The organism is Lichenibacterium minor, assembly GCF_004137685.1.
Taxonomy (GTDB): Bacteria; Pseudomonadota; Alphaproteobacteria; order Rhizobiales; family Beijerinckiaceae; genus Lichenihabitans; species Lichenihabitans minor.
On sequence record NZ_QYBB01000002.1, the window covers coordinates 108,098 to 121,053 of the forward strand.

Genomic DNA, 12,956 nt, shown 5'->3' on the forward strand with positions numbered 1-12,956 from the left:
CCGTTTCCGCATCGCGAAGCGGTCCAACGGAAACGGAATGAGCTATCTCCTCGCCCATCTGTCCGATGCCCACATCGGGCCCCTGCCCCGCCCGCGCCCGCGCGACCTGCTGGGCAAGCGCATCACCGGCTTCCTGAACTGGCGGCGGCGGGGCAGGCTGCACGACATGGCGGTGCTGGCCGACCTCGTCGCCGACCTGAAGGCGCGGGCGCCCGACCACGTCGCCATGACGGGGGACATCCTCAACCTCGGCCTGCCCGACGAATTCCCCTTCGCCCGCGCTTGGCTGCACACGCTGGGCCCGACCGAGGGCGTGTCCTTCGTGCCCGGCAACCACGACGCCTACGTGCGCTCGTCGCTGCCCCACCTCGCCGCGACCTTCGCGCCCTGGGTGGTCGAGGCCGGCACGGCGGACGGCATGCCCTTCGCCTTCCCCTACCTGCGGCGGCGCGGGCCGCTGGCGCTGATCGGGCTCAGCTCCGCCATCCCCACGGCGCCGCTGCTCGCCTCGGGCGCGCTGGGGGCGGCGCAGCGCGACGGGCTGGCGCGGCTGCTCGACGAGGCGGGGGCGCAGGGCTTGGCGCGCGTGGTGATGATCCACCACCCGCCGCACGTCACCGGGGCGAAGCGCGGGCGCGGGCTGCGCGACGCCGCCGCCTTCGAAGCCGTGATCGCGCGGCACGGCGCGGAATTGGTGATCCACGGCCACAACCACCGCACGTCCGTGGCGCCCCTGCCCGGGCCGCGCGGGCCCGTGCCGGTGGTGGGTGTGCCGTCATGCTCGGCGGTGCCCGGCAGCCACGGCCACCTCGCCGCCTACCACCTGTACCGCTTCGCCGAGCGGGCCGGCGGCGGCTACGACATCACCGCCGAACGGCGGGGGCTGGCGCCCGGGCGCGACGGCATCGGCGACCTCGGGCCCCTGGCCCTCTGAGGGGGAACCGGGAACCGGGCGGGCGGAGCGCGCGGCGGCGGACGCGAGCCCGCCGAAGCGCCGTCACGCGAAGTCGAAGTCGATCGCCTCGAAGCGCGACGGGGCGAACGGCGGCGCGCCTTCGGTGAAATCGCGCAGCTGCAGGATCATCGGCGACGGGCGGAGCCGGCCGGGGAGCAGCATGCCGGGCAGCGGGACGCCGCCGTTGATCCCCGCGTAGACGAAGAGCGGCCGGCGATGCAGGCGGCAGGCCGCCGACACGACCGCGCCCACGTCCCTCCGGGCCGGCGTGGCCCCCGGCCGCGGCAGCAGGGCGCAGAGCAGCGTGTGGGCGGCGCGGCGGTCCCGGCGCGGCGCCGACACGAGCAGCAGGTCGTCCGTGGCGTGGAGCGCGTAGCCGGCGCCGGGCTTCGACAGCCGGTCCCACATCCGCGCCCCGGTCCACAGCAGGCTCCCGGGCTCGGTCCCGCAGAAGCGGTCGAGCAGGGCGCGGCCGTCCGCGGGGTCGAGCTCCGCGACGCTGCGGCTGTCGACGCGGCGGCCGAGCCCGCCGAAGCCGCCGAAGCCCACGCGGATCTCCAGGCGCGCCGCTTCGACGAGCGACAGGTAGCGGACGTTGACGCCAGCCGCGTTGCCGTTCGGCACCGCCACGATGAAGCGGATGCCCTCGTCCCGGCAGAAGCGCTCCACCGCGCCGTAGAGCGCCGCCATGGCGGCCTTGGAGCGGAACGCCTTGATGATGAACAGGTCCATCAGCGCCACCGCCCGTTCGGGGCCGGCCGGCATGGTCACGGTCTGGTGGACGAGCGCGATGTGGCCCACCTTGCGCCCGTCCGCGTGGGCGGCCAGCACGGTCGTGCCGTCGGTGAAGGCGCGCTCGTAGAGCCAGCGCAGGCCTTCGGCCGTGAAGGTGCCGGGTGCGGCGCCGAAGCCCTCCTCGGCCAGGGCGGCGGTGGCGGCATAGTCGATGTCCGGCTCGCGGCGCACCTCGACGGCGGCCCGGCGCGCGCGGCGGGGCGCGGCGGGGTCCGGGGTAGGGTCCGGGGCGCGTTCGGGACGGGGCGCGAAGCCCGCGGCCTCCAGGGCACCATGGAGGGCGTCGAGCCCGGCCGGGCGGGACGGCGCGGGATCGGCGGTGGAAGCTTCGGCGACCCGGCTCGGAGCTGCTGACATCCCACCATCCCGTTCGCGCCAGGCTCCGGGGCGGCAGGCCCCGGGCGGCCGATGCGCCACGCTGCCACGGCAACCCTGAAGGATCCGCTAACGCCGAGCGACGGACCCGCCGGCGCATCGCCGTCGCGTTGCGCCGCGCCGGCGGCGGCGCGCGTCCGCGCTCACCAGCCCGGCAGGCGGCCGTGGGCGTAGTGGATCCCCAGCCACAGGATGGCGCCCAGCGTCGCCACGCCGAGCCCGTCCACGGCCAAGCGCGCCGCCCTGAACAGCGCGTGCGCCGGACGGGGGCGCGGCGCTGGCGGCGGCGGGACGGGCGGCGGCGGGGGCACGCGGCCCATGGAAGCCAGGAGCTGCTCGCGCTCGACGAGGCGGCGGGCGACATAGGCGGTGACGGCCGCCACGGCGGCGCCGACGCCCTCGCCCTCGTGCAGCACCGTGCGGGCGTGGAGCCGGTCCTGGACCAGGCGGTAGCTGCGCCGGTCGCGCGCCATCTCGACGAAGCACACCATGTCGATGAACAGCCGCGGGTGTTCGCCCGGCACGAGGCCGGTGTCGAACAGGTCGACCCCGGACGGCACCTGGGCCAGCACGGGTTCCAGCATCTCGCGCAGCAGTTCGAGGCGGGCCAGCTCGGCGTCGCGCAGGTCGCCGAGCGCCTGGGCGCGGTCGGCCACCTCGGCGCGCGCGACGCGGATCGCCGCCGACAGGCTCGGCAGCCGCGCCGGCCTGTCCGTCCCGTCCCGCTCGGCGGGCGCCTCGTCCATGCGGGTCCCCTGCTCGTCCATCAGGACTGGATAGCAGGCGCGATGGACGTGGTCCATTTCGGGACGCGCCGCCGCGGGTCGGACGCGGCGGCGCGCCCGCGGCGGACCCTAGCCCGCCGCGACGGCGGCGAGCAGGTCCTTCAGCGTGGCGCCGGCGCCCTTCTCCTGGATCGATGCGCGATAGCGCGCGTAATCCGACGCGAAGCCTTCGTGCTCCGCCACGCCCCAGCCCTTGAAGGCGCCGAGGCCGAGGCCTTCGCGCAGGTCCGGCTTCGCCGCCAGCGCGCGGTCGGCCTCCGTCACCATGGGCTCGACCACCGGGAAGCTGTCGCCGCGGTCGTCCACGCCGCGCAGGTATTCGGTGAAGCAGGCGAGCAGGAAGGCGATGCGGCGGCCGTCGCCGCCCCGCTGCACCACCTCCCGCGCCGTGTCCTGCACGAACTGCGGGAGCTTCGACGCGCCGTCGGAAGCGATGCGCAGCAGTTGGTCGCCGATCGCCGGGTTGCGGTAGCGGCTCAGCAGCAGGTCCTTGTACTGGCCGACCGACATGGAAGGCGGCGCGTCGAGCAGCGGCCCCGCGTCGCGCGACAGGAACTGCTCCAGGAGCGCGTCCACGTCCGGGTCCTGCATGGCGAGGTGGACGATGCGGTGGCCGAGGAGGATGCCCGGGAAGGACATCATGGAGTGGGACGCGTTGAGCATCCGGAGCTTGACCTGCTCGTAGGCGTCCACCGCATCGGTGAACTCGACCCCGACCTTCTCGAGCTCAGGCCGCCCGTCGCAGAACTTGTCCTCCACCACCCATTGGATGAAGTCCTCGGCGAAGATCGGCGACGCGTCGTCGAGGCCCGTCTCGGCGTTGAGCCGCTCCCGGTCGGCGGGGCCGACCGCGGGGGTGATGCGGTCCACCATGCAGGACGGGAAGGTGACCTCGGCCTCGATCCACGCGGCCAGCGCCGGGTCCTTGGCGCGGGCGTAGGACAGCAGCGCGTTCTTCACCACGCCGCCGTTGTGGCGGAGGTTGTCGCAGGACATCACCGTGAAGGGCTTCGTTCCGGCGTCGCGCCGCCGCCGCAGCGCTTCCGTCATCACGCCGAAGGAGGTGGCCGGCAGCCCGCCCGCGAGGTCCTTGGCGACCGCGGGGTCGTCGAGCTTGAAGGTCCCCGTCTCGTCGATGTTGTAGCCGCCCTCGGTCACCGTCAGGGTCACGATGCGGATGGCGGGGTCGGCGAGGCGCTTCAGCACGGCCTCGGGGTCGGCCGGCGCGTGGAGGTATTCGACGATGGCGCCGACGACGCTCACCTCCGGCGTGCCCTCGGGCGGATAGGCGACGAGGGAATACAGCCCCCCCTGCCCCTGCAGCGCCCGGGCCTTGGCGCGCTCGCCCTCGACGTCCATCAGGCCGATGCCGAGGATGCCCCAACCCTCGTGGCCGGGCAGGGCCAGGACCCTGTCGATGTAGACCGCCTGGTGGGCGCGGTGGAAGTTGCCGACGCTGAGGTGCGCGATGCCGGCCTTGACCTTGGAACGGTCGTAGGCGGGGCGCGCGACGGAGGCCGGCAGGGACGGCAGGGTGGCGGGATCGATCACGGGGGCCTCGTTCGGCGGGCGTCGGGGACGCGTCGCGACGGGCCTGGATGGTCCCTCCCCGCTCCCGCCGCTTCCCCGCGCGGGTTGGACCGGGAGAGTGCATCGGGGCCCGCCGGCGCGCAAGGGCGGGGCCCCGGGGCCCCGCCGATGGCATCGGCGGGCGCCGGCCGCCTTCAGCCCTCCAGGTCGTGCTCGATGTTGGCGAACTCCTGCGGCGCCGTCCTCTTCAGGTAGAGGAACCACGCGGCGCCGCCCAGCATGTAGGCCAGGAACAGGTAGGGCAGCAGGTTCATCGGGTAGTCCGGCACCGGATACAGGCTTCCCCAGATGACGAAGAGCATGAGGAGGATGCCCACCGCGCTCACGGCGACGTGCCGCGCCTTCAGCTCGCCGTGGCGCTTCAGGTCGAGCGGCGCCACGATGCACACCAGCAGGTAGACGACGAGAAAGCCGAAGGTCGCCACCGTGCCGGCGTCGCCGAAGGCGTCGATGGGGCTCAGCGGCAGCAGGGCGAGCGTGACGGCCAGGGTCGCCAGCACGCCCACCAGCACGGCGCGGTGCGGCGTCCGGTGTTCGGCGTGGACCGTGCCCACGCCCGAGCCGAAGAAGCGGAAGCGCCCCATGGAGAAGATGAGCCGCGAGCCCGCGTTGATCGAGGCCAGCGCGCAGGCGAAGCCGCTGATCATCGCGGCGGCATATACGACCGTGGCGGCCCAGGGCATGCCGGCGTGGGCCGTGATCTCGGCGAAGGGCGACGACGACTTCGCGATGATGTCGGAGTCGCCGTCGAGCGCCAGCACCATGAAGTAGCTCGCCGCGACAAAGAACAGCCCCACCAGCGCGGCGCTCAGCATCACGGCGCGCGGCACGTTGCGGCGCGGGTCCGCGGTTTCCTTGGCGAGGGTGGCCGAGCTTTCGAACCCCACGAAGCTGAACACCGCGAAGGTCAGCGCCGAGCTCACGCCGCCGAGGTTGACGGACGCGAGCGGCGGCGCGCCGGCGCCGCTCCCGTGCCGGACCGTCACGACGGCGACGATGAGCACGATGACGGCGATCGACAGCCCTTCGAGGTAGAGGCCGATCCGCGACGACAGCTTGATGTCACGGTAGGCCGAATAGCCCACGAGCGCCAGGAACAGGGGCGCCAGGATCCAGGCCGGCGGCGCCAGGGCGGCCAGGCCCAGCTGCGCCAGCACGCTGCCCAGGAAGATGCCCAGGCTGATCACCACCGCGACGGCGGTGAGCAGGTAGGCGGCGATCATCGACCAGCCCGCCATCACGCCCGCGAAGGGACCGAGGGTGCGGCCGATGTAGATGAAGAAGGAGCCCGACAGGGCGTGGCGCCGGGCCAGGACGTTGATGTTGGCGGCGACGAACAGCATCGCGATCGTCGCCACCAGGTAGGCGAGCCACGACTAGGCCCCGGCGAGCCCCGCCACCACCGTGATGTTGATGGCCGGCGTCAGGGTCGGGGCGATGTTGGCGATGGACTGGCTCAGGGTTTCGAGCGGCGTCAGCGTGCCGTGGCGCAGGCCCGCGCGGGCCTCGCCGGCGGGCGCGAAGGCGAGGGGTTCCGTGGTGGCGCTCATGGCGGGCTACTCCCTGGGGGCGAGGATCAGCTGCGGCAGCAGGCGGACGGGGCTTCGGCGCCGTGCAGGCGGCTCGCCGCGTTCACCTCCGGGGGGAGGTCGATCGCGGGGTTGGCGTCGAAGAAGCCGGAGGGCATCAGCTTGAAGCCGCATTCGATGCAGGGCTGCACGGGGAAGTCCTCCGGCCGCGGCAGGTGGTGCAAGCCAAAGACGTGCCAGAGCACGATGCGCTCGTCCGCGATGGACCGCCCCCGCGCCGCCATGTCGGGCAGGCCGCCCGCGCCCGTCGAGCGGTTCATGAACTCGCCGCCGGGGTAGCGCTCGTCGGGGTCGTGGGCCGTGACCCAGAGCTGGTTCTGCATGAAGGCGGCGCGGCGCCCCGAAGGCGAACCGGCCTTGACGAAGGGCACGATGGCGCTGGTCGGCATCAGCTTGTAGCCCACCGGCCGGCCGACCGCGTTGAGCACCCCGGGGTTGATCACGCGCCAATAGCGCTGGCGCGCGGGGTCGGCGCGCCGGCCCCCGTCGCGCTCGTTCAGGAGCGGCGTTTCGCGCACGAAGAAGGCGTTGCCGTGGGGGTTGGCGTCGTCGGGCTCCGCGGCGGTGTCGCATTCGACCACGGTGTTCGAGGGCCCGTCGAGCGCGGGCTCGAGCCGGGCCACGAAGGCGTGCTGGTGGATCTGCCCTTCCACGCCCGGCGCCACCTCGGCGCCGTATTTCGACGGGGCGCCGGGCCGGCAGCCGACCGTGTTGATGATGCCGGTGGCCTTCATCTCGAACTCGATCTCGCCGTCCTGGCGGAACATCCAGTAGGACGCGTATTCGTAGTTCCCGACCGTGCAGATGCAGGAGATGACGAGCCTCCGGCCCCGGCGGGTTTCGGCGCGCTCGGTGCGGAAATCCCAATGCTTCCAGAGCAGGCCGGCATCCTCCTCGTGGATGCAGATGGCCTTCTCGATCGTCATGACCTCGCCCAGCATCGTGCCGAGATGGACGTCGAGATAGGCGATGTGGCCGAGGCAGTCGCAGCCGAGCTTCAACGAATTGGCGAGCTTGCCGAGCCCGTATTCGCCGATGTCGAAGACGTTCTTGCGGTGATGGGCGTTGTTCGGCGACCCGTAGGGCACCACCATCTCGACCAGCGAGGCCCGGGCGAACAGGGGGCGCCCGTCGTAGCGGATGTCGTGCAGCGTGATGGCTTCCCGGGCGTTGAAGCCGATCGCCATCGACCACTTGTCCCAGGCGATGGAATGGCCGTCGAGCGTGAAGCTCGCCCCCTGGGGCTGGACCACGTCGAGCGGCTTCAGCGCCGGCCGGAACGCGTCCCGGAACTGGCGCTCGTAGTTGACCTCGCCCATCGGCACCGGCACGATCCCGTAGTCGTCCACCCGCAGCACCGTGCCGGCCTTGAGATCGACCACGGCGTTCAGCCCCTCGATGGGATGGGCGTAAAGGTTGTCGTTCTCCCGCGTCCGCAGCCAGCAGAACGTGTGGGCGACGTGGAGCCCGTCCTCGTCGGGCGGGCCGGCGCTCCCGGCCGACCAGGGGTCCACGCAGACGAGGCCCATGTCGGTGATGCCGCGCGCCGCGCAGGCCGCGACGAAGCGGGGATCGGCGCGCACGGCGGCCTCGATGGCGACGAACTGTTCGAGCTGGATCATCGGGCGGGCGCCCGCCACGAAGCGGCGGGACAGGATGCGGCCGTCGTCGAGCGACACCGCGACCTGCCACACGCCGTCCTCGGAATCGCGGAACAGGTTGGCCCGCGCCCCGCGCGGCGCATCACGGCTCTGCGGCTCGAGCAGCTCGATCGTTTCGAAGAGGACATCGGCGCCGAAGCCGTCGTCGCCCCGCACGACCGCCACGACCCGGCGGATCTCGGCGGCCGACAGGGGCGCGAACGGGGCCGGCGCGGCGGCTCCGCTGGCCGGGAAAGCCCCGGCCGACGGCGGCGGCCGATCGATGACGTGATCCATTCTGACCTCGCATTCGGCCGCCAGCGCGCGTCGCGCCGGAGCTGACGCGCGCCTGATCGCCGATCAGAGCCCGTTCAGGGCGCCGGTGCGGCCCTGTTCCGAAGGCTAGGCCGCGCGGCGCGGCCCGACTTGACAATTCGCACGCCCGAGCGGGACATGATCGGCGGTGAACAGGCGCCGATCCGAAGCAACGACGAAAGAACAGGCACGCGAGATGACGATCTGTGCAGATCGGTCCAGGATCAGTGCAGTCCTCGCCCCCGGATGTCCGGCCTTTCGTCATGCGTCGCGCGATCGCGGCCGAGCGGCGGGCGCCCGGCCACGGGCGGCGTCGACCGCCCCGCCATGACGGCCCCCGCGCCGCCCGGGCCGGACCCCACCGCGCCGCGGATCCGGGCCGCCGCGACCGCGGGCCTGTGCGCCGCGATGCGCCGGGCGGGGGCCGAGCCCGACGCCGTTCTGGGGCGCTTCCACCTGTCGGAAGGCGCGCTCGAGGAGCCCTCGTCCTGGCTCGACCTCGCGGATTATTGCGGGCTGCTCGACCAATCGGCGCGGCGCTGCGGCAACGCCGCCTTCGGGTGGGAGCTCGGGCTCGCCCAGGGGACGGGCATCCTGGGCGACATCGCCGAGGTGGTGGCGACCGCCCCCACCCTGGGGGCCGGCCTCGCCGCGGTGTCGCGGTGCTTCGGCGCCCTGCAGGAGCAGACCGCCGTGACGCTGGACCGGCGGGACGGGGACGCGGCGCTGTCCTACCAGGTCCGGGACGGCCGCATCGTGCATCGGCGGCAGGACGCCGAGCTGAGCCTGGGCGCCCTGATCGCGCTCCTCCGCGGCGTCCTGGGCGAGCGCTGGACCCCAGAGGAGATCCACGTCGAACATGCGACGCGCGACCTGCGCGGGCTGCCCGAAAGCCTGCGGGGGGCGCGCCTGTGCGTCGGCCGCCGCCGCAACGCCATCCTGATCCCCGGCCCGGCGCTGGACGCCCTCGTCCCCACGGCCGACCCGTGCCGCCACGGCGCCGTGGTCCGGCGGATCGAGCGGCGGCTCGCGGACCGCCGCGGGGAAGACTTCGTCGGCGCGGTGACGCAGCAGATCCGCGACGCCCTGGCGGACGGCAAGCCGGGCCTGGCCCCCGTCGCCCGCCGGCTCGGCCTGTCGGGCCCCGCCCTGTACCGCAGGCTGTCGGCCTGCGGGGTGGATTATTCGGACCTCCGGCGCGACCTCAGGCGCGAACTGGCGCTCGGCGCGCTGGCCGACCCGCAGCTGCCGCTGACCGAGGTGGCCCTCATGCTCGGCTATTCCGAGCTGAGCGCCTTCAGCCGCGCGTTCCGCGGCTGGAGCGGCCTGGCGCCGCTGGCCTACCGGCGGCGCCACCTCGCGTCCTGACCGCGGGCCGGCGGCTCGCCCCGCCGGCCCGGATCCGCTAAGCCGAGGCGCGACCGACGTCGAAGCCGGGCGTCGAAGCCGTCGCCGACCGGGAGCCCGCCCTGACCCCTGCCATCCGCCGCGACGCCGTCCCCGCCCTGCCGCTCCCCGACCCCGCGCTTCTGCGCGGGGCGGCCGAAGGCGAAGCGTCCCGGGCCCTGCACGACGCCCTGGCGGCGCGCGTGCCGGCGCTGCACCTCGTGGAGGCGCGCCAGCCCAAGGCGCCGCCGCCGCCGCCCGAACGGCTGCGCATCGCCGCCTGGAACCTCGAACGCTGCACCCGGGTCGAGGCCTCGGCGGCGCTGCTGCGGCGCGCCGGCGCGTCCGTGGCGCTGCTGAGCGAGATGGACCTCGGCATGGCGCGCTCGGGCAACCGGCACACGACGCGGGACCTCGCCGAAGCGCTCGGCGCCGGCCACGCCTTCGGGGTCGAGTTCGTCGAGCTCGGGATCGGCTTCGGGAACGAGCTCGCGCGCGTCGCCGGCGAGACCAATGCCGGCGCGCTGCACGGCAATGCCGTCGTGTCCGCCCTGCCGGTGCGCGACCCTTTCGTGGTCCCGCTCGACGCGGGCGGCGCGTGGTTCGGGCTCGACTGGCATCACCGGCGGCTCGGCGGCCGCGTGGCGGTGGGGGCGACGGTGGACTTGGCGCGCGGGCCCGTGCTGATGGTCAGCGTCCACCTCGAGAACAGGTCGACCCCGGCGGACCGCCGCGCCGCGATGGAGCGGCTGCTCGCCGTGCTGCCACCCGGCATGCCGGCCGCCGTGGCGGGCGACCTCAACACGGCCGGGATGCCGGACCCGTCGGCCGAGCCCGACCTCGGCTGGTTCGAGCGCCCGGACGCGCGCGAGCCGCTGTTCGGCGCCATGCGCGACGCGGGCTTCGACTGGCTGCGCCCCAACGCGCCGGAGCAGACGCGGCGCCACGTTCCCGACGGGCGACGCGCGCCCTGGGTGCAGCGCATCGACTGGTTCTTCACGCGCGGCCTCCACGCCTCCGAACCGCGCACCTGGGCGGCGGTGGACGGCGACGGCGCCCCGCTGTCCGACCACGAGCTGATCACGGTCGACGTCGCCTGAAACCGATGGTGCGGCCGGCGACGGCGTTCCGACAGGCTATCTCCGGCCGTCTTCGCGGTGCTTGGCGAACTCCGAGCGCGCGATGGCCCGCGCGTGGACCTCGTCGGGCCCGTCGGCGAGGCGTAGCGTCCGCATGTGGGCCCAGGCCGAGGCGAGGGGGAAGTCGCCGCACACGCCGGCCCCGCCATGCGCCTGCACGGCATCGTCGATGATCTTCAGCGCCATGGCGGGCGCCTGGACCTTGATCATGGCGATCTCGTCGCGCGCCGCCTTGTTGCCCTGCCGGTCCATCACGTCGGCGGCCTTCAGGCACAGGAGCCGCGACATCTCGATGTCGATGCGGGCACGCGCCACCCGCTCCTCCCACACCGACTGGTCGGCGACGCGCTTGCCGAAGGCCGTGCGCGACAGCAGCCGCTTCGCCATGGCGCCCAGCGCTTCCTCGGCGACGCCGATCGCCCGCATGCAGTGGTGGATGCGCCCCGGCCCGAGCCGACCCTGCGCGATCTCGAAGCCGCGCCCCTCCCCGAGCAGCATGGCGGAGCCCGGCACCCGCACGCCGTCGAGCGTCACCTCGGCGTGGCCGTGCGGCGCATGGTCGTAGCCGTAGACGTCGAGAAGCCTGTCGACCCTGAAGCCCGGCGACGCGGTGTCGACCAGGATCATGCTCTGCTGGCGGTGGCGCTCGGCGTCCGGATCCGTCTTCACCATGACGATGACGACCGCGCAGCGCGGGTCGCCGAGCCCGGACGACCACCATTTACGCCCGTCGATCACGTAGCCGTCGCCGTCGCGCCGCGCGGTGGCGCGGATGTTGGTGGCGTCCGAGGATGCGACGTCGGGCTCGGTCATCAGGAAGGCCGAGCGGATCTCGCCCCGCATGAGCGGCGCGAGCCAGCGCTCCTTCTGGTCCCGCGTGCCGTAGCGGAACAGCACCTCCATGTTGCCCGTGTCGGGCGCCGAACAGTTGAACACCTCGGAAGCCCAAGGGATGCGGCCCATCTCCTCGGCGCAGAGCGCGTATTCGAGGTTGGTGAGCGGCTCGCCCTCGAAGGCGAAGCCGTCGTCGGCCGGGTGGTGCGCCCCCGCGGGCGGCATGAACAGGTTCCACAGCCCCTGCCGGCGCGCCTTCTCCTTCAGCGCCTCGACGACGGGCAGGACCTTCCAACGCTCGCCGGCACGGGCCTGGGACTCGTATTCGGCCCGGCGCGGCCGTACCTCGGCTTCGATGAAATCGCGCACGCGGTCGCGGAACAGCGTTTGGCGCCCGCCCAATGAGAAGTCCAAGCCCACCTCCCCGCGTGTTCACGATTTTCAGGGAGACTAGGCCCGACCATACCGGATCGTCAAATGCCGGCCGGAGCCGGCACCCGTTGCCCGCGCCATGGGGGCGAGGGGACGGCGCGGCACCGCGCCATCCCCGTCCGGCCCCCGTCGAAGGGTGGCGCGGATCAATCCTGCGGCATGGTCTCGTTCAGCTTGTCGTAGCTCTTCACCACGACGTCGACGTTGCCCGGGTACTGCAGCTTGGGGACCGTCGGCAGCGCGGCGTTGAGCTGGTCCACGGTGTCCTTCTTGTCCTTCGCGGAAATCTGCTTGTCCGCCTCGACCTGGGCGATCTGCTTCTTGATGACCGCATCCGGGCCGATATACTGCTTGGTCTGCGGGTCGATGCCGGCCATCACGATGCCGATGTTGCTTTCGACGGCATCGTACTGCTTGTAGTCGGCGAACTTGTATTTCTGCGCCGTGGCGTCGAGCTTGGCGAGGGTGGCGGGGTCGGGCTGGTCGGTGCCGTCGGGCAGCTTGTCCAGGATGGCGTTCACCTCCTTGTTGGCGGCGACGAACTGGTCGACCAGCGCCGGCGTGAGCGCCATCTGCTGCACCCCGGCGGCGTCGGCCGCGGCGTCGGCGGCGGGGGTCTGCGGGGCCGCGGGGGAGCCCGGCGCGGCGGGGCTCGCGGCGGGCGCCGACTGGGCGGCGGCGAGGCCCGGCGCCGCGAGGGCCAGGCCGAGGCCCAGGAGAACGGGGGCGAGCAGGGCTGGCGAGAGGGTGGCGCGCATGGGACGTGTCCTTCCGGTTCGGGCGAGCCGGCGTCCCGCATCCGGCCGAACCGGACCGGCAAGCGTCGTCTCCCCGGCCCACAACGCGCTCGCCGCCCGGCGGGTCCTCGCGAGATGCGCGACGCCCGGCCCGCCCGGCGCCGGCGGCCGAAACAACGGCAATGGAACCGCGGGGCGCAGGCCGCTCCACGGCCCGCCAAGACTGAAGATCCGTCCCGCGTTTTCAGAACAACGCCGCCTTGACAGCGCCGCGAAAAAGGCTCCTGCTTGACGAGACCGGGTTTCACGGGCGTCGTCTTGAGTTCAAGCGCCCGAAAGTCCGGTCGGCGGCGGCCGAAAGTCCGGAAGGGCTCGCGGCCACGA

Annotated in this window: 11 protein-coding genes; 3 read left to right on the forward strand and 8 right to left on the reverse strand. The window is 73.4% G+C overall.

The window, feature by feature from the left end; genetic code table 11:
* The first annotated feature begins 37 nt into the window (after positions 1 to 37).
* Positions 38 to 934, forward strand: coding sequence for a metallophosphoesterase family protein (locus tag D3273_RS02610; protein ID WP_129223222.1), 897 nt, complete (start codon positions 38 to 40; stop codon positions 932 to 934).
* 63 nt (positions 935 to 997) lie between these two features.
* On the opposite strand, the gene D3273_RS02615 is transcribed toward D3273_RS02610, so the two are convergent.
* The 6 genes from D3273_RS02615 to D3273_RS02635 all read right to left on the reverse strand — a co-directional run bounded on the left by D3273_RS02615 (position 998) and on the right by D3273_RS02635 (position 8,026).
* The gene (locus D3273_RS02615; RefSeq protein WP_165359350.1) at positions 998 to 2,107 is read right to left on the reverse strand and encodes a GNAT family N-acetyltransferase; all 1,110 of its coding nucleotides are present in this window, start codon (positions 2,105 to 2,107) and stop codon (positions 998 to 1,000) included.
* Between the two features lie 161 nt (positions 2,108 to 2,268).
* Positions 2,269 to 2,928 carry a hypothetical protein gene (locus tag D3273_RS02620; protein ID WP_129223226.1) on the reverse strand — a complete coding sequence of 220 codons (660 nt, stop codon included), beginning with the start codon at positions 2,926 to 2,928 and terminating at the stop codon, positions 2,269 to 2,271.
* A gap of 51 nt (positions 2,929 to 2,979) precedes the next feature.
* Positions 2,980 to 4,461, reverse strand: a complete 1,482-nt coding sequence (locus tag D3273_RS02625) for a mannitol dehydrogenase family protein (RefSeq protein WP_129223228.1) — start codon at positions 4,459 to 4,461, stop codon at positions 2,980 to 2,982.
* Between the two features lie 173 nt (positions 4,462 to 4,634).
* Positions 4,635 to 5,861, reverse strand: a complete 1,227-nt coding sequence (locus tag D3273_RS02630) for an APC family permease (protein ID WP_281011187.1) — start codon at positions 5,859 to 5,861, stop codon at positions 4,635 to 4,637.
* Positions 5,862 to 5,876: 15 nt separating this feature from the next.
* Positions 5,877 to 6,050, reverse strand: a complete 174-nt coding sequence (locus tag D3273_RS28070) for a hypothetical protein (protein ID WP_165359351.1) — start codon at positions 6,048 to 6,050, stop codon at positions 5,877 to 5,879.
* A gap of 26 nt (positions 6,051 to 6,076) precedes the next feature.
* Positions 6,077 to 8,026: a primary-amine oxidase gene (locus D3273_RS02635; RefSeq protein WP_129223232.1), complete on the reverse strand. Its 1,950-nt coding sequence runs from the start codon at positions 8,024 to 8,026 to the stop codon at positions 6,077 to 6,079.
* Positions 8,027 to 8,371: 345 nt separating this feature from the next.
* Between D3273_RS02635 and D3273_RS02640 the strand changes: the two genes are divergently transcribed.
* Positions 8,372 to 9,412: an AraC family transcriptional regulator gene (locus D3273_RS02640; RefSeq protein ID WP_165359352.1), complete on the forward strand. Its 1,041-nt coding sequence runs from the start codon at positions 8,372 to 8,374 to the stop codon at positions 9,410 to 9,412.
* A 221-nt stretch (positions 9,413 to 9,633) separates the two neighbouring features.
* Complete coding sequence (locus tag D3273_RS02645; protein WP_129223236.1) at positions 9,634 to 10,530, forward strand: endonuclease/exonuclease/phosphatase family protein; 897 nt, start codon at positions 9,634 to 9,636, stop codon at positions 10,528 to 10,530.
* Positions 10,531 to 10,566: 36 nt separating this feature from the next.
* On the opposite strand, the gene D3273_RS02650 is transcribed toward D3273_RS02645, so the two are convergent.
* Complete coding sequence (locus tag D3273_RS02650; protein WP_129223238.1) at positions 10,567 to 11,817, reverse strand: acyl-CoA dehydrogenase family protein; 1,251 nt, start codon at positions 11,815 to 11,817, stop codon at positions 10,567 to 10,569.
* Between the two features lie 164 nt (positions 11,818 to 11,981).
* Positions 11,982 to 12,593 carry a hypothetical protein gene (locus D3273_RS02655; protein WP_129223240.1) on the reverse strand — a complete coding sequence of 204 codons (612 nt, stop codon included), beginning with the start codon at positions 12,591 to 12,593 and terminating at the stop codon, positions 11,982 to 11,984.
* Positions 12,594 to 12,956 lie beyond the last annotated feature (363 nt).

Coding starts and splice junctions, on each gene's coding strand:
- D3273_RS02610 (WP_129223222.1), top strand. CDS start 38: ATGAGCTATCTCCTCGCCCATCTGTCCGATGCCCACATCGGGCCCCTG.
- D3273_RS02615 (WP_165359350.1), bottom strand. CDS start 2,107: ATGTCAGCAGCTCCGAGCCGGGTCGCCGAAGCTTCCACCGCCGATCCC.
- D3273_RS02620 (WP_129223226.1), bottom strand. CDS start 2,928: ATGGACCACGTCCATCGCGCCTGCTATCCAGTCCTGATGGACGAGCAG.
- D3273_RS28070 (WP_165359351.1), bottom strand. CDS start 6,050: ATGAGCGCCACCACGGAACCCCTCGCCTTCGCGCCCGCCGGCGAGGCC.
- D3273_RS02635 (WP_129223232.1), bottom strand. CDS start 8,026: ATGGATCACGTCATCGATCGGCCGCCGCCGTCGGCCGGGGCTTTCCCG.
- D3273_RS02640 (WP_165359352.1), top strand. CDS start 8,372: ATGACGGCCCCCGCGCCGCCCGGGCCGGACCCCACCGCGCCGCGGATC.
- D3273_RS02655 (WP_129223240.1), bottom strand. CDS start 12,593: ATGCGCGCCACCCTCTCGCCAGCCCTGCTCGCCCCCGTTCTCCTGGGC.